This window comes from Algoriphagus terrigena DSM 22685 (genome assembly GCF_000429445.1).
In the GTDB taxonomy this organism is placed as follows: domain Bacteria; phylum Bacteroidota; class Bacteroidia; order Cytophagales; family Cyclobacteriaceae; genus Algoriphagus; species Algoriphagus terrigena.
On the sequence record NZ_AUBW01000018.1, the window covers coordinates 120340 to 137031 of the forward strand.

At 48.3% G+C, this 16692-nt stretch carries 17 protein-coding genes, 1 tRNA gene and 1 rRNA gene; 4 read left to right on the top strand and 15 right to left on the bottom strand.

The window, feature by feature from the left end; all coding sequences use genetic code 11:
* Nucleotides 1-94: 94 nt before the first annotated feature.
* The 9 genes from fabF to G459_RS0116865 form a co-directional block, all read right to left on the bottom strand.
* Nucleotides 95-1333: a beta-ketoacyl-ACP synthase II gene (gene fabF / locus G459_RS0116825; protein WP_026968691.1), complete on the bottom strand. Its 1239-nt coding sequence runs from the start codon at nt 1331-1333 to the stop codon at nt 95-97.
* 259 nt (nt 1334-1592) lie between these two features.
* Nucleotides 1593-1680, bottom strand: a tRNA-Ser gene (locus G459_RS0116830).
* Between the two features lie 94 nt (nt 1681-1774).
* Nucleotides 1775-2842, bottom strand: coding sequence for an asparaginase (locus G459_RS0116835; protein ID WP_026968692.1), 1068 nt, complete (start codon nt 2840-2842; stop codon nt 1775-1777).
* Nucleotides 2839-3615 (bottom strand): TatD family hydrolase, encoded by a 777-nt coding sequence (locus tag G459_RS0116840; RefSeq protein WP_026968693.1) that lies wholly within the window; start codon nt 3613-3615, stop codon nt 2839-2841. Before G459_RS0116840 ends, G459_RS0116835 begins: the two co-directional genes overlap by 4 nt.
* Entirely contained in the window at nt 3612-4718 is a 1107-nt protein-coding gene (locus tag G459_RS0116845; protein WP_051315272.1) for a glycosyltransferase, read from the bottom strand. Before G459_RS0116845 ends, G459_RS0116840 begins: the two co-directional genes overlap by 4 nt.
* Complete coding sequence (locus tag G459_RS0116850; RefSeq protein WP_026968695.1) at nt 4715-5341, bottom strand: polysaccharide deacetylase family protein; 627 nt, start codon at nt 5339-5341, stop codon at nt 4715-4717. The genes G459_RS0116845 and G459_RS0116850 overlap by 4 nt, the downstream gene beginning before the upstream one ends.
* Nucleotides 5342-5344: 3 nt before the next feature.
* Nucleotides 5345-6556, bottom strand: coding sequence for a PP2C family protein-serine/threonine phosphatase (locus tag G459_RS0116855; RefSeq protein ID WP_026968696.1), 1212 nt, complete (start codon nt 6554-6556; stop codon nt 5345-5347).
* A 3-nt stretch (nt 6557-6559) separates the two neighbouring features.
* Nucleotides 6560-6811 (bottom strand): hypothetical protein, encoded by a 252-nt coding sequence (locus G459_RS0116860; protein ID WP_026968697.1) that lies wholly within the window; start codon nt 6809-6811, stop codon nt 6560-6562.
* A 34-nt stretch (nt 6812-6845) separates the two neighbouring features.
* Complete coding sequence (locus G459_RS0116865) at nt 6846-7946, bottom strand: glycosyltransferase (RefSeq protein ID WP_026968698.1); 1101 nt, start codon at nt 7944-7946, stop codon at nt 6846-6848.
* 21 nt (nt 7947-7967) lie between these two features.
* Between G459_RS0116865 and ruvC the strand changes: the two genes are divergently transcribed.
* A complete protein-coding gene (gene ruvC, locus G459_RS0116870) occupies nt 7968-8543 on the top strand; it encodes a crossover junction endodeoxyribonuclease RuvC (protein ID WP_026968699.1) in 576 nt (191 codons plus the stop codon).
* A gap of 72 nt (nt 8544-8615) precedes the next feature.
* Here the strand turns inward: ruvC and G459_RS0116875 are convergent, their stop codons facing one another.
* Nucleotides 8616-9173, bottom strand: coding sequence for a porin family protein (locus G459_RS0116875; RefSeq protein ID WP_026968700.1), 558 nt, complete (start codon nt 9171-9173; stop codon nt 8616-8618).
* A gap of 82 nt (nt 9174-9255) precedes the next feature.
* On the opposite strand from G459_RS0116875, the gene G459_RS0116880 reads away from it, so the two are divergent.
* From G459_RS0116880 to G459_RS0116890, 3 genes are all read left to right on the top strand, one after another.
* Complete coding sequence (locus G459_RS0116880; protein ID WP_026968701.1) at nt 9256-9819, top strand: Crp/Fnr family transcriptional regulator; 564 nt, start codon at nt 9256-9258, stop codon at nt 9817-9819.
* Nucleotides 9820-9899: 80 nt separating this feature from the next.
* On the top strand, nt 9900-11198 hold the full coding sequence (locus tag G459_RS0116885; protein ID WP_026968702.1) for a parallel beta-helix domain-containing protein: 1299 nt from the start codon (nt 9900-9902) through the stop codon (nt 11196-11198).
* A gap of 29 nt (nt 11199-11227) precedes the next feature.
* Nucleotides 11228-12319 carry an SO2930 family diheme c-type cytochrome gene (locus tag G459_RS0116890; RefSeq protein ID WP_026968703.1) on the top strand — a complete coding sequence of 364 codons (1092 nt, stop codon included), beginning with the start codon at nt 11228-11230 and terminating at the stop codon, nt 12317-12319.
* A gap of 53 nt (nt 12320-12372) precedes the next feature.
* Here the strand turns inward: G459_RS0116890 and G459_RS0116895 are convergent, their stop codons facing one another.
* The 5 genes from G459_RS0116895 to rrf all read right to left on the bottom strand — a co-directional run bounded on the left by G459_RS0116895 (nt 12373) and on the right by rrf (nt 16509).
* A complete protein-coding gene (locus G459_RS0116895) occupies nt 12373-12951 on the bottom strand; it encodes a porin family protein (RefSeq protein WP_026968704.1) in 579 nt (192 codons plus the stop codon).
* Nucleotides 12952-13028: 77 nt separating this feature from the next.
* Nucleotides 13029-14099, bottom strand: coding sequence for an alanine racemase (locus G459_RS0116900; protein WP_026968705.1), 1071 nt, complete (start codon nt 14097-14099; stop codon nt 13029-13031).
* A 1-nt stretch (nt 14100) separates the two neighbouring features.
* Nucleotides 14101-14544, bottom strand: coding sequence for a GNAT family N-acetyltransferase (locus G459_RS0116905; protein ID WP_026968706.1), 444 nt, complete (start codon nt 14542-14544; stop codon nt 14101-14103).
* 13 nt (nt 14545-14557) lie between these two features.
* Nucleotides 14558-15970, bottom strand: a complete 1413-nt coding sequence (locus tag G459_RS0116910; RefSeq protein ID WP_026968707.1) for a sodium:solute symporter family protein — start codon at nt 15968-15970, stop codon at nt 14558-14560.
* Nucleotides 15971-16397: 427 nt separating this feature from the next.
* A 5S ribosomal RNA gene (gene rrf, locus G459_RS0116920) occupies nt 16398-16509 on the bottom strand.
* Between the last annotated feature and the right edge of the window lie 183 nt (nt 16510-16692).

The window sequence follows — 16692 nt, forward strand, 5'->3', positions numbered from 1 at the left end:
TGAGGCCTGATAAAAAAAAGAGGCTGTCCCAGCGATTGAGACAGCCTCTTCTAATTGTTATGGATCAGTATTGCCAGAAGTAGCTTTACCAGATCTACACCTTCTTAAACACCACAGTGGAATTGTGTCCACCAAATCCGAAGGCATTGCTCATGGCAGTGTTCACCGTCTTCTCCATCGGTTGATTTGTCACGATCCGGATTCCTTTCGGTATGGCAGGATCGAGGTTTTCAATGTTGATCGAGGCTGGAATGACGTTATCTGTGATCGACTTGACCGCAAGGATCGCCTCTACAGCTCCGGCAGCGCCGAGTAAGTGGCCGGTCATGGATTTGGTAGAACTTACCCAGAGATTTGGAGAAGCCTGAAAGACTTTGGTTACGGCGTTCAACTCAGCGATATCGCCGACAGGTGTCGAAGTGGCATGTAGGTTCAGGTAGTCCAAGTCGGCTGCGTTGATCCCTGCTTCAGCCAAAGCCAGTTGCATGGACTTGGCAGCTCCGATTCCCTCCGGATGCGGAGTCGTCATGTGGTAGGCATCCGCCGTCATCGCCGCTCCCACAATTTCCGCGTAGATCTTGGCTCCGCGTACTTTGGCATGTTCGTATTCTTCCAGGATCAAGGCCCCGGCACCCTCCGCCATCACAAATCCGTCGCGATCCATATCAAAAGGCCGGCTTGCAGTCTTTGGATCTCCATTTCGTCCAGACATCGCCTTCATAGCCGCGAAACCGCCGAAGGACGCCGGTGTAATTGGCGCCTCAGAACCGCCGGTGACAAAGACCTTGGCTTTGCCCAATCGGATGTAATTGAAAGCATCCATCAGTGCGGTGTTCGACGTAGCGCATGCAGAAACAGGTGCATAGTTGATCCCCTGCAGTCCAAACTTCATGGAGATCATTCCAGAGGCCATGTTTAAAAGCAACTTGGGTATGAAGAACGGACTGAATCTTGGGTTGTACTCGCCCTTGACGTAGTTTTCCACCTCGCTTTCGAAGGTCTCCATCCCACCTTGGCCCACACCCCAGATCACCCCGATGTCAAAAGGATCGATGGCATTCAGATCCAGGCCTGAGTCGGCCATAGCCTGAGAGGCGCTATAAAGCGCGTATTGGGTGAAGAGATCAGTTCGCTTGATCTCGTTGCGGTCGAGGAATTTCTCAGGTTCAAAATTTGAAACCTCGCTGGCGACTTGAGTGCGGAATCTCGACGCATCAAACCTGGTAACAATACCGGTGTTGTTGACGCCATTCAGTGCATTTTTCCAAAAGGTATCTACCGAATCTCCCAGCGGATTGATAGTTCCCATCCCGGTGACGACTACTCTTTTCATTTTTTTGCTTTTCAAATTAAAGTATATCAAGGCGTACAAACCATCGACCTAATCTAACCTATAGCGAGTTCTTCTCGCGTGATCTATTGGTTCAGACCGTTTCATGTTTGTCGATTAGCCTTAGCCTCTTTAAACCTCAAGTTCCCTATAAGGTTCCTAGAGTTCGTAATAACTCCAAGTAGCAATACTTAGGTAATTGCCACGGGCTGTAAAAAAAAATCCTAACCATCATAATTATAGATAGTTAGGATTGATTCTGCAGAGAGGAAGGGATTCGAACCCTCGATACCCTTTTGGAGTATACACACTTTCCAGGCGTGCTCCTTCAACCACTCGGACACCTCTCTAGGTTGATTTTCCGACCCCACTTTCTGAATCGGAGTGCAAAGAAAATTATTATTCCCCCCGATTCCAAACCCATTCCGACATTTCCCCTAAAAATCAGGCAGTAATTTCTCCTGCGAGGGACTGGGTTAATTTTTGGCGAATTTCTTCCCTGGAAAAGCTCTGTCCCAACAGGAACATCATCTTGGTGACAGCTGCCTCCGTGGTCATATCTGCACCACTCACCACTCCCACTGCCAGCAGCTCCTTGCTCGTCTCGTATCTTCCCTGGATCACCCGGCCGCCATTACACTGGGACACATTGAGGATGATCAGGCCATTTTTGATGGCGCGCTCCAGCGACTTCATAAACCACGCTTCGGAAGGGCTGTTTCCTGAGCCGTAGGTCTCCAGCACCACGCCACGCAGTCCGTCAATATTAAAGCAGGCATCCATGATCTTGTCCGTGATACCGGGAAACAGCTTCAAGATCATCACCCGGTTATCCAGGCTGTTCATCTTGACAAGCTTCTTGGCCGGTTCATAAGGTCGGATCGCGTTGGTATTGTAGTCGATCACAATCCCCGCTTCGGCCAAATTGGGATAGTTTTCCGACTCGAAAGCGTCAAAATGGATGCTTTGAACCTTCTTGGATCGATTGCCACGCAGGAGCATGTGGTTGAAAAAGATGCAAACCTCAGGCACAATCGGACGCCCCCCCATCTTTGCGGTCGCAATCTCCAGTGAAGTCATCAAGTTTTCCCGTGCATCCGAACGCATCGCCGATATCGGCAACTGAGCTCCGGTAAAAATCACCGGCTTATTCAAGCCGTGCAGCATGTAGCTCAGCATGGACGCGGAATACGCCATCGTATCCGTACCATGCAATACGACAAAGCCGTCATAGCTGTCGTAGTTTTCATGGATGATGTACGACATATCGATCCAGTGACGCATGGTGACGTTGGAGGAGTCGATAGGTTCGGGAAAAGAAATAACCGTGATGGCGATATCCATGTTGGACAGGATTGGGATCTTTTCCAAAATCTGCCCAAAGTTGAAGGGTACGAGTGCACCGGATTCATCATAAGCCATCCCGAGCGTGCCCCCGGTATAGATGATCAACACAGACGCGGTTTTCGCGGTTTTTCGACCCGTATTGAGTCGAACGATTTTATAATTCATACCGTAATTTCCTTGAACAAATTCAATGCATTTGCCTTCGTTGCCAATGCTACCTCCGCCGCTGAAACCTGAACCAGGTCTCCTACCCGCTGCGCAATGTGCGGCAAGTACGCTGGCGTATTTCTCTTTCCTCGGTGCGGCACCGGAGCCAGATAAGGCGCGTCGGTTTCCAGCACGAGGTTCTCCAAACCTAAGGATGGAATCACCAGATCCAGTCCGCCGTTTTTGTAGGTAGCAACTCCGCCTATTCCCAGTAAGAAGCCAAGTTTAATGATTTTTTGAGCCTGATCCAGCGTCCCTGTGAAGCAGTGGAAAATCCCGGTCAGCGAGCCGTCCTGCGCCTTTTCGATGATTTCGATCGTTTCATCGATCGATTCCCGGCAATGAAGCACAATCGGAAGCGCGTATTTCTTTGCCCAGCCGATCTGGATATTCAGCGCTTCTTTTTGGATTTCAAAGGTGGTCTTATCCCAGTACAGGTCTGTCCCAATCTCGCCGATGGCGGCAAAAGAACGCTTCCCCAGCCATTCCTCCATCACATACAATTGCTGCGGAAAATCCTCCTTGACATCGCAGGGATGCAGTCCCATCATTGGGATACACAAGTCCCCGTACCGCGATTCGCAGTCCAGCATCTGGTCGATGGTCTCGACATCCACGTTAGGCATGTAGATCCGCTCAACGCCGGCTTCCTTGATCTCTTCGATGACCTGGTCACGGTCTGCGTCAAACTTCGTGGAATAAATATGGGCGTGCGTATCGATCAGGTTCATGGGTAATTGCGGGACTTCCACTCTACTTTGGAGGGCCAAAAATAGTAAAGAATCGTCAGGCTGAGGCTTACAATCTGGTAAAAATCAAAGAATATCAGCGGAAAAAGTCCAATTTTTTGACTTGCTTTTTTTGCAAAAGACCTCAGAAACAGACTTTGACAAAAGATCTTCAGCGTCCAAACAGCCAGACCCATTTTCCAACTTAAGGTTATCAAGATGAGCACCATAGGGAAAAACAAAAATTGAAATGCCAGCAAAATCAGCCAGGGAATAGAAAGCGTCGCCGCCCCGGTCACCCAGCGTTTGCGCTGCTTGAGCAAGGAAGACCAACTTTCCTCAGCTTTGGTTTTCACCAATAAATCGACCGAAACCTGATGTCTAATATCAAATCGGGCGCTTCGGATAGCTCGCGATATTTCCAAATCCTCAGTCACCGAATGGGGGATCCCCTCAAATCCACCGCTCGCAAGATAAGCGGCTTTGCTAATGATCATGTTGTTACCTAATCCGGTGGTCGGCAGCCGTAAATCGGTGACGGCCTTCACGATCCCCAAGGTATTCCACCACTCGATCTCCTGCATTTTTCCAAAAAAACCGCGGCTCTTGACTTGGGTAATCCCGATGACAAGTCCGGTCTTTTCGTCAAAGCAGCCTATGCCCTCGCGGATCCAGCGGGCCGGAACTTCACAATCAGAATCCGTAAAGAAGAGTAATTCTCCAGTTGCTTCTTTAGCCATGATCGCCAAGGCATTGGCTTTACCATTTCTCTGATAGAGTGCCAATTGCTCCTGTCTGATGGAAATCAATCTCTGGTTCACACGATCTTTTGCCCAATCGCGGATCTGGCGAGCCGTCTGGTCTTCGCTCTGGTCGTCAGCAATGAGGATTTCCAGTCTTTCCGCCGGATAGTCCAAGGCACCCAAACTAGCCAACAACTGCGGCAAGTCTCTTTCTTCATTTCTCGCAGCCACCAGAACCGATACTCTGGGAAAGTCTTTCCTCGCTCGGACATGATCCGTCCAGTTGGTCTTCAAAAGCAAGAGCAACACCAGGTACTGAAGAATCAGCATCCCTGCAAAAAGTCCCAGCCAAACCGTCGTCACAGCAAAGCCGTTTCCAGCCGCCTTTCAATCAAAAAATCCAGAAATTCCGGAAGGATTTTAGGCAAAACTTCCTGGGTTTTCTGCTGGTCATGAAAGAGTACAATACTTCCAGAGACGGTGTTCCTTTTGCTTTCTTCCAAAATCCGAGGGCTGGAAATCGATTGATCGTAGTCGCCGCTGAGCACATTCCACATCACGATCTTTTTGGATTCCAAAACTACTTTGGCCTGGGAGCTCTTCATCAGCCCATAAGGCGGCCGATACAAATCCGTCTGAATCCCCAGTCTTTCGCCCAGGACCTCGTCAAAAGCCCGGATATTTTGGAGATAGTCTGCATTTGGAGTCTTCCAGCCATTACGGTGATTGAATGTATGATTACCGACTCTATGTCCAGCTGCCATCACTTCCCTTGCCAGCGAGGTATGCTTTTGAATATTGTCTCCCACCATGAAAAAAGTGGCTTTTTGGCCTCTCCTAGCAAGCTCGTTGAGCACATAGTCCGTCGCCCCGGGCACTGGCCCGTCATCAAAAGTGAGGCAAATCCTATTTTCCGAGGGAACTCTTCTCCAAATTCTCCTTGGAAAAAGCAACTGAACGGCTCGTGGAACAGTATGCCAAACCATCGCTTAGCGGAATCTAAGGCTGAGCAAAGTCAGGTCGTCCCGCAGCGGAACTTCCTGTGTGAACGCTTTCATTTTCCCGAAAAAACTCTCGTGAAAATCCGCCGGATTAGTCTCCATGTGCGAGTTGACATAGCCGATGAAGCGATCCTCGCCGTACTCCTCTTCCTGCGGATTCATCGCCTCGGTCAGTCCATCGGTGTATAGATGGATAGTGAAATTATCCAGACTTCTTCGCTCACCAATTTCCAGAAAAGGGAGTTCTTCGAAGGCCCCCAAGACGGTGGTCCCAGCCTCAAGGAGCTCTGTTTTCTTAGACTTTTCCCAGCAGAGGACAGGCGGATTGTGACCGGCATTTACGAAGCGCAGGCTCTTAGTTCTGAAGTTGTACTCTCCGAGAAAAAAGGTGATAAACCGTTCGCCCTTGGTGTTTTCGATCAGGGTATAGTTCAGCTGATGGATGATCACGCCGAAGTCGGCGTCGCTCCGCAGCAAAGTTCTGAGCGCCGCCTGGAAGTTGGACATCAAGAGCGCAGCCGCGATCCCCTTGCCCGATACATCGGCGATGCAGAAATACACGACATCGTCCGACTTGCGGATCAGATCGTAGTAGTCGCCGCCCACCATGCTATGCGGGTAGTAGGTCACTTTGGCTTTGAGTTCGTCGGTCTCCGGAAGAGTCGCGGGAAACAGCATCTGCTGCACCTGCGAGGCGATGGCTACTTCCCGGTTCAGCACCTCCTGCTGCAATTGCTTTCGCGCAAAGCGCTTATTTTCCAGAGCCACTACCAAAATATTGGTCAGGGCCTGCGTGAAATCCAGATCCAATTCGGTGTCGGATGATTTCCTTTTCAGAAAGAGGATCGCCAGCATCTTGTCTTTGTGATAGACCGGCAGATAGGTCTCCAGCTCATCAAACGTATACTCGTCGTTGAGTTGGATCTGGAGCTGTCCGGACTCTTTTTCATCGATTACCTGATCGGCATTCAGCGTCAAGGGCACTTTCCCTTTGACTCCGTGGGAGATTTTCCGCTCAAAAATATCATCCTTCGACACGTAGAGTATCAGCGATTTGATATCCAGGTGTACCAGACAGGTGAACTTGAAAATATTGACCAAGACGGTCTCGGACTGATTTTCATTGATCGCCTGCGTGATCTCCAGGAGCGCCTTCAGCTCAAGTCCCTTCCGTTCGTATTTGTAGGTTTCGTCTATCAAAGTTTAGAGCGCGTTATGGGCCATGAGCCCTTTTTTGGTGGCGAGAAAATAAAGATCTTCTCCCTCCTCGACTACATTCACCTGGTCAAATCGCTCCTCATCCGGAGATTGGAGGCATTTTATCCATCCTTTACCATACAGCGACTCAAGCGTATCCAGCAATAGTCGATCCTCCCAAGCCAATGTTTCCTTGAGGTAAGAGAAAGGTTGAACAAAATAAAGCTCATCCAAGAGTTCAAATTCAGCGTTGCTCATGTAAAGTCGATTCAGCGGCTAAAATAAGCATTCTTCAATTGAAGCGTCCTTTCCATTCGAATTTTCCCCGTAAAGCCCCGACAGCTACTGTCAGTACATAGAATGGATGCAGCAAACCGCTTTTGACAAAATCAGCAAAGGAAAGACGCAATCCCAGGGCCTTCAAAACACTGCCGAGCGCGCTTTTCTCCGCCACGATCTTCCCTACCCAGACTGTTAAAAAAACCAAAATCCCAAAAGCTCCCAAGCCCAAAAGCAGGATGCTTGCGAGCCAAATCCCCTGGATCAGAAAAGACCCCAACGCCGAAAACGCGTGTACCCAATCCCGATGGGCTTTCCATTTTCCTGCCCATCTCACCCGCTGGTTTACTAAATGGGCAAAATCCAGCTGCGGCTGAGTCAACACCGTGCTATCGAAAAACGGCAGATAGACACAGCTTTTTGCTCCAAAAGCGGCCGAGATCTTTTTGAGCAAGAACTCGTCATCGCCGGACAGGTACTGTCGATTTTGATCGTATCCCTTCACCGCAAAAAAAGCGGATCTTCGATAGGTCAGATTGGCACCGCTACACATCAGCGGCTTTTTGCTGGCGAAGAAATACTGAGTGATCAGCAGGATACTCGCCCACTCGATCTGCTGAAATCGCTGGAAAAAAGTGTTTTGCCCCGCTGAAATGACCGGCCCGCAAACCATCTGGATCGTTGGGTCGGAAAAGGGCGAGACCATCTTTCCCACCCAGTCTTCAGGAAATCGACAGTCGGCATCCGAGCAAAGGATCAGTTCTGCGCGCGCATTTTCCACCCCGAATTCCAAGGCGCTTTTCTTTCCCACACCGGGGTTTTGTAAAACTTTGATCCGGTCATCTTGCTTGGCTTTTTCTTTCAAAACCGAAAAAGAACCATCCTCACTTCGGTCGTCGATCAACAGGATCTCGATGGCTGGATAATCAATCTTCTGAATTTCCTGAAAAAGCTTTGCGAGATTCTCCGCCTCATTTCTAAGCGGGATCAGTAAGGCGACAGCGAGCAGGCCTTGATCGAAACCAGTCTTTTGGCTTTTCCTCGGCCATTTTTCCGCAAGCCACCTCAGTAATACAAAGTAGCACAGCGTCCAAAGCAGGTAAAAACTGATCATCTTTTCGGCTAACTTGCGGGGGTGAGTAAAGAAGAGAAAAAAGAGCCAAAGGAAAAAATCATCCTGGGAATCGATCCCGGCACCACGGTGATGGGATACGGACTGATCTTGACCGAAGGGAAAAAGTACAAAATCCTCCAATACGGAGTCATCCACCTCAAAAAATACGAAACCCACGAGCTGAAACTCAAGAAAATCTTTGAGCGGATTTCCGGAATTCTAGATGAGTTTGCGCCAGACTCAGTCGCGCTGGAAGCGCCTTTCTATGGTGTAAACGTACAATCGATGCTCAAGCTTGGCCGCGCTCAGGGTGTAGCGATGGCTGCTGCTCTTTCCAAAGAAATCCCGATCACAGAGTATTCTCCGAAAAAAATTAAGCAATCGGTGACCGGAAACGGCAATGCCTCCAAAGAACAGGTCGCTGCCATGCTGCAAACTTTGCTCGGGATCACCGAGCTACCCAAACTTCTGGATGCCACTGATGCGCTGGCGGTTGCTCTCTGCCATCACTTTCACGAGGGTCGAGTGCAGACACGGGGCCGAACCGAAGGCTGGAAGTCTTTTCTCGAAGAAAACCCCAATCGAATCAAAAAATAAGCCCCGGACATCACTGACCGGGGCTCTTTCTAAGATTTGCTGCAAGTATCCTATAATAGGTCTACCTGGGATTTAATTGCCTCCAAAGGTGTAACCCGCGGAGATCTTAAACACCTGATTTTTTACATCGAAATTGTAATAATTGAGCGAAGTGAAACCGAGGTCGTAGCTGGCCTGGACATTGAAGCCCAGCGGTAACTTCACCTGTGCACCAAACACTCCGCCGATGTCATACCCTTTGGTCGCTTCCGAGCTGTCGCTTGTATTTCCACCCTCTTCACGCTTGCTGGACGCTAAAATCGATGCTTGAGGTCCGGCAAAAATATTGAGAGCCGGAATCAATTTCAATCTTACCAGGACCGGAATGTCGATATACCCCAATTGCTCGTCAATGGGATCTCCAGTGGCAGGATTTACGGCTTTATACCCCTTTTGCGAGTATTGAATACCTGGCTCTACGGAGATAAAATCCGCTCCAAAGGTGTAGTAAGCTCCGAGATGGATGCCAGACTTTGCATCAAAATCGGCGTCGGAAAAATTGGCGGAACTAAATCCGGCTCTTACTCCAAATTGTGCATGGGCTGTGGCCGCGAATCCGACCAGAAAGAATAGCATCAAAATTTTTCTCATGATTCAAATATTTATAATTTCCATAAAACTAACGCTAGAATTTCTAATTCTTATCTATCCCCTATTTTTTAAAAATCTGCAGATGGAAAAAATCCACGGAATGTTTGATCAGTTTCCAGAGCTCAGTGAGGAAGCGAAAGGAGCCTTTGCGAATGAATTGGAGCTACTTCAGGTCGAACGAGGGGAATTATTGGAACAGGAGGGCAGGGTCTGTAACCACCTCTATTTTGTCAAGGACGGGTCCGCCAGAAGCTTTTACACGAAAGACAACAAGGATGTCACAGTCTCCTTTACGCTGGAAGGTGAGTTTGCTACAGCTATGTATTCATTCATCTCCAGGCAGCCTTCGTACGAAAACATCGAGGCCATGGAAAAGTCAACCATTGCCAAAATCAGCAAGGAAGCTTTATTGCGACTTTTCGAGCAACACGTCAGTCTGGAGCGAACCTACCGGCTGATATTGGAGCAATATTACATCATGCTGGAGGAGCAGCTGATCTTTGCGAAGTTTAAATCGGCGATGGAGAGATATCTCGACCTGATGGAGAACCGACCTAAAATCATCCACAAGGCATCCGTGGGACAGATTGCCTCCTATCTGGACATGAGCATCGAGACGCTCAGCCGAATCCGCGGAAAGATCTGATTATTTGACTTTTCTCAACGCAGATATCGATGGGGAGCTGTTATTTTTGATCAACTAGTTCACTCCACTCCCTAGATACCATGCGTAAATTATCCCTGGCTCTGCTGATGCCGATTTCTCTTTTCGCTGTTCTCTCCTGTGGCACGAGCACCACCGAGCAGACGTTTGACACTTCATCCCTCGCAAGAATGAGTCCGGAGGAAGTGGAAAAGGTAGTGGAAGCCTTCATTATGGCGGAGGATTCGAGCACGATCCAGATCCCAGAGGGCTTTTTTGAGCTAAGTACTCAACTGATTTTGGACAACAAAAAGTCAGTCAAAATCAAGGGAGCGGGAATGGACAAGACGGTACTTTCTTTTAAAAATCTGAAGTCCGGAGGAGAAGGGGTAAAAATCGTCGGAAACAACATCACCGTCGAAGACTTGAGCATCGAAGACGCCCCCGGAGACGGCATCAAATCCCAGCACACCGACGGGATCACGTTTCGTAGAATCAACGTCACCTGGACAAACGGCGACAAGTCCAAAAACGGGACCTACGCCATCTACCCGGTACAATGCAAAAATGTGGTCATCGATGAATGTATCGCTTCGCATTCAAAAGATGCCGGCATCTATGTGGGACAATCTGAAAATATCATCGTCAAAAACTCGCTAGCCTTCGGCAACGTGGCTGGAATCGAGATCGAAAACTCCGACAACGCGGAAGTTTTCGGAAATACCGCGAGGGACAACTCAGGGGGAATTTTAGTCTTCAACCTGCCGGGGCTGCCGAAATCAGACGGAAAAGGCACCAAAATCTACGACAACGACATCCTCAACAACAACCACGAAAACTTTGCGACAGCCATCGGAGAAGGGCCAAATGGAAATACCGTCACCATGATACCTCCGGGGTCGGGAGTGGTTCTTTTGGCAGCCAAAGAGGTGGAGATCTACGATAACAGAATCCACAATAACAAGACCACCGGCGTGGCAATCGCCAGCTACCAAGTCACCGGATTCCCCACCGATGCACCCAACTGGTCGCCCTATACCACCGACGTCTACGTTCACGACAACTCCTATGAGCGCGAGACTTTATCCATGCCTGATCTCACCCGTGAACTGGGCCAACTGATCAGTGTACACAACGCCTACGGACCCGCCAAAACACAGGATATCATCTACGACGGCATCTGGGACAAAGCAATCAGCGAGACCATCGACTCCAATCCGATGCGCGTCTGCATTCAAGAAGCCGGGATTGAAAACCTCCATTTCACGCGGTTTTATCTGATGGAGGGAGAAGATCACATCGAGTCCTTCAAAGACTATCAATTGTTCCAAAACTGTAAAGTGAATGTCGCAACTGACATCAGCAGCATCACCAGTTTGTAATCGAACCATAGCTGTAATTGATTGGGGAGATGGAAAGAATGAATTGGAAGACAGGCCTTTGCATAGTGCTACTGGCTGGGATGACTTTAGCCGCTTGCAAGCAAAGTGAAGAAAAGGTAGCAGCAGAATCGAAACCTTTGACTGAAGAGACAGCAAACGGGATTTTTCCGTACAAAAGACTGTCGACGTACGGTTTTTTCGAAGGAGAAATGAAAGCGCTGGACCCAACCGGTCAAGTTACCCTGTACAAACCCGCTTCTTCGCTTTTTACAGACTATGCGTTCAAAAGCCGCTTTGTCTCTATTCCAGCAGGTCAAAAAGCGCAAATCACTGAATCCAACATAGAGTTTCCAGTCGGTTCGATTCTGATCAAAAACTTCTACTATCACTCAGATTTCAGAAATCCAGAGGGTGAAAGAAGGATCATAGAAACGCGCCTTTTGATCCGCGAAGAAAACGGATGGCAAGCCTATCCTTACCTTTGGAATGATGAGCAGTCAGAGGCGATCCTGAAGGTAGTCGGCGCGGAGACTGAAGTGAAATTCATCGACCATGCCGGCAAAGACCAGGTCATCAACTACATCGTTCCTAATAAAAATCAGTGCAAAAGCTGCCACAATCAGTCGGAAGTACTAGCACCGATCGGAGTTAAAATCCAGCACCTCAACAATGACCTAAACTACGGGACAGTAACGCAAAACCAACTCTCGCATTGGACAAGTCTAAATTTTCTGGAAGGTTTCAAGGGGGCTGAGTTTTATCCCTCCATGATCAACTACGAGGATAAAAACCAAGCGCTCGAAGATAGAGCCATGGCCTATCTGGACATCAATTGCGCACACTGTCACAGTGCTGGAGGGCCAGCTAGCACTTCAGGCCTTTTCCTCACCTTTGATCAAACTGATCTGCTCAAGATCGGGATCAACAAAACACCCGTGGCTGCAGGCAAAGGGGCGGGAAGCTTTACGTTTGATATTGTGCCCGGAAAACCAGACGAATCCATTGTGACCCACCGAATAAAGTCCACAGAAGTGGGCGTCGCCATGCCCGAGTTGGGCAGAACTACTGTGCATCAAGAGGGTGTGGAGTTGATCCGAGCGTGGATCATGGGGATGAAATAAAAAGAGAGGTGAAAGAAAGGGCTGCTCCCACAGCCCCTTCAACCAACACTCGATTAAAAAGTATAGCCTAAAGACAATTTGAAGCCGCGGTTATATACATCCGCATCGCTGTCCTTGAAGATCGGAGTTGCCCCATAGTCATAAGATCCTTGCACATTAAATCCCTGGGGAAGATTATAGCCTAAGCCAAATACCAATCCGAAGTCAGTATCCTTTACACTATCGGTGTCAAAACTGACTGTAGAACCGCCGAAATCTCCTTCAAATTTTGAGTTAGCTAGAAAGGAAACCTGCGGACCTGCAAAGAGATTGAATCCCTCACCAATTTTGAAACGTACCAAAAGAGGCACATCTACATAGTCCAAAACCGCACGACTGTTTACTCCGTCATCATTTTGGGTTCCTTTGACAGAATAGTAGATGCCCGGCTCTACTGTAATCGGACCCTCACCCAAAAGACTGGCGTAAGCTCCGACGTGAAAGCCCACTCTATTCGTATAGTCGTTATCTGACACATCTTCTCCTCCGAAATTAAAGAAGTTCGCACCGCCTCTGATCCCAAAGCTGGATTGAGCGCTTGCTGTAGCGCAGGTGAGCACCACGAAAGAAAACAAGAACAAGATCTTTTTCATGAATTTGAATAGCTGGTTCGACAGGGAGATTTCCAAATCGATGCCAATCCAAACTCATCACCGAACCGAAACCTAGACTAGACCAATGCTTTCTCGATGTAATTGGAGTTGAGCAGCGACAAGGCGCCCATGTATTTTAGTCTAAATGACAAGGTTTCACCTACTTTATGGCCTTGTTGGTTGGTACCCAGATTCACAATCAGCATATCTGAACTCGCACCCAAAATCTCTATTTCGGGATCGATGGGAAGTAGATATTGTGGAGAAACATCCAAGAGCCCTATGTCAAGAATTCCCCGAAATGAGGTCTTTCCGTACAGTGATTCATCAATCTCTGTAACTTCTCCCCGGGGATTTGACCCCAGTACTCCGGTGGGCAGCAGAGGCTTTTCCTGTAGCTCAATGATCTCAGCATGCAGCTCCAACACGTCCCCATGCATCCCTTCGATCGTTTCTTCTTTCACGAGATCCACTCCAAAATACAGCGTCTCACCCACCCTAAAGTGGTTGATGCCAATTGGCAGTTGGTGGGAAAGCATCAAAGGTATGGTCACCGAAGTCCCTGCCGAAAGCCAGGGTATCTCTCTTCCAAATTTCAGCTCAATGATCTGTTTGTAAAGCGACAGCTGAATGAGCTTGTCAGTACTGGGCATCACGCCGTTGAGACAATTCAGGTTGGTACCGAGGCCAATCACTTCGATATTCGGCAGCTGAAACACTTCCGCATAGAAATCCACCAACCGCTCTCCCATTACACCTTCACGTAAGTCGCCAGTCTCCACCATGATGATGATCTTGTGCTTTTTGTCTTGGTATACTGCTTCCTCACTGATCATCCGGATCGTCTCCAGCTCCGAGTTGAGGCTGACATCGGCAAACTCTACCATCTTCGCGACGTTTTTCTTCGACACAGGCTTGATGTACACCGTCTGCACATCGCGGTTCAACCGCTTGACCATCGCCAGATTGGAGATTCGACTGTCATGCACTTCCGTGATTCCGAGACTGATCAATTCCTGAAGGAAGAGCTTGTTGCCACAAAGCATCTTGGAGACGACGCCCCAGCTCACATTATGTTCGTCGAAAAGGCCTTTCATACGAAGGAAATTCGTCTGGAGCTTTTCCCGATTTAAGGTTAATACAGCCATCCTAGTTCTGTGTTAGTCGCATCTCCAAGTACTTATTGGTAAAGCCCAAGCGCTCGTAAAGTTTCTTGGCTGGATTGTCGGGCTCCACATGCAATGCAATCGCACCATGGGCCATTTTGATAGCCATATCCAAGATTTTTTTCCCGATTCCCATTCCGCGCATGTTCTCGTTGACAGCGATATAAACTAAAATATTCTCAGGAATATAGCGGGACATCCCCGTCTTGTTCATCACCAAGGCTCCGAGGATCTCGCCTTCTTCTTTGGCCAATATCACAAAGCCACCGGCATGCATGCCCGGATCCAAGGCGTAGTCAAGACATTTCAGGATATCTTCCTTCGGATCTCCAAATTTCCCGAGATGTACCAGAAGGAAATCTGCGATCTCGTTTTTTTGCAAAAAGGTAGCATTATCGATAGCAGACAATGATTCAAGTTGTATCATAGCTTAGTTATTTTCATTTGTTTGAAACCTTATTTAACGTGCAGAAGACAATCAACGAAACAATAATGCCGTAGAAATTCGGATCAAGTCCAAATGGCAGATCGACTTTGAAGAACGAAAGTCCTGCTGTGGTGCTCCCCCCGGAAATCATCGCTCCGATTGCTGCTTGCGGATTTTTCTGACCAAAAAACAATCCGGCGACCACCGGAACCAGAAGTCCTGACACCATAAATCCGTAGGAATAGAGCATCAGAGTAAGCACCTCGGTCATTTGCCAAGCCAGTAGTACGGCCAGCACGCCGATTCCAAAGGTGACTCCCTGGATCAGTCGCAACTCGTGAGAATGTGATTTGAATGTGAAAAATTTCGCCAAAAGATCCGTGACAAGATTCCCTGAAGCGGCCATAAGACAAGAATCCGCAGTGGACAACACAGCTGAGAAATAGGCAGACATCATCAGGCCCAATATCCCGGCCGGAAGAATCTGTCGAAGCAGAACCGGAAGGCCAAGCTCGGGGTCCATGGTGGCAGTGAAGCCATCCAGCGCTCCTTGGTCCACAGCTACCCGGGACAGTAGTCCCAAAAACACACCCATAAACGCCATGATCGGCCACTCAAACAATCCAGCGATAAACCAAGCCTTTCGGGCCGACTTCACGTCTTTGGCTGCGAAAATTCGCTGATAAAGGGTCATTCCAACAAACCAGATCGGCACGATGGTGATACCCCAGTTGACCGCGTCCTGCCATGTCAATTGGGAAAAGGACAGAAATTCCGCCGGCAAGGTGTTAGTAATTCCCTCCCAGCCGCCAACATACATGTAGGCTGCCGGAATCCCAATCCCCATCAACCCAAGCATCAGAATGATCCACTGGATCGTGTCAGTGTAGATTACAGCTTTTAGCCCTCCCATCACGGTATACACCACCGCAACTGTCCCCATGATCAGAAGCGCAATCGGCAGATCCAGCATCGGAAAGGTCCCCGAGGCAAGTTTGGCACCAGCCAACAATTGGGAGGCAGTAAATCCTAAATATCCCAGAAAACAGATCACTGAAGCGACGATGGCAGCTTTGGAATCGAAGAGATGTCCTATGATCTGAGGGAAGGTGAAAAATTTAGAAAACGCAGGATCTGATTTAACTCTGGGAATCAAAAAAACGGCCGCAAGCCAAGCCCCAATTAAACCGGTAAAAAGCATCCAGGAACCTGAAAGTCCCATCGCAAATCCAAGGCCTCCAAGGCCGATTGAAAAACCACCGCCCACATCGGTAGCGACTACCGAGAGACCTATATGCCAGCTACCTATCGACCGTCCGCCAACGTAATAATCCTCTTGGCTGGAGTTCTTTCTCATGTAATAATACCCTACTCCCAACATGACAGCCATGTAGGTGATGAAGATCATCAGATCCAGCAAATACATTGTGTTTTTTACTTTTCAACAAAATCATTTCAGAATATAACTTTTCAAAGGTAATAAAACATGGGTAAAAAGCCAATTTTATTTAATTTCAGTGTAAGTCAAATATATAAAATACAAAAATATATTTCTTTCGACCTATTTTAAGGCCGGTAATTTCAGCCCGATAAGGAACTAAAAAATCGACCGGTTGAAATCTCTGCATCCCTGAGACATTGCCCTTTAAAGCAGTCGAAGTGTCCTAGAAAAAGTCCATTAGCCGCTAATGCGAACGTAAACTGAGGTAATATTTTTCCTCCAATTATCTTTTTAAAATAGAGAAAGCACTCGCTCAAATCACGCAACATTTAAGACGGATCCTTGAAAAGCCAAAAACAGGATAGTCATAAACGAAAAAAACCCTTTCAGTAGTCTGAAAGGGTTTGGAATAATGTGGCGGCGACCTACTCTCCCGGGTGTAACCCCAGTACCATCGGCGCTGCAGGGCTTAACTTCTCTGTTCGGGATGGGAAGAGGTGGGACCCCTGCGCTAGGCCGCCTAAATCTTGATGTCCGATGACCGATGTCCGTTGCCGGAGGATCATGCGTACACATACTATCTTAAGTTCTGCCGGTGTAGTTCATCGGTCACCCGACAGCTGACACCCAGCATAAATCAACACATATCAGTAGAAATTGTAACAAACCGTAGGTAAGCTTTTGGGCAATTAGTACTGCTCGGCTAT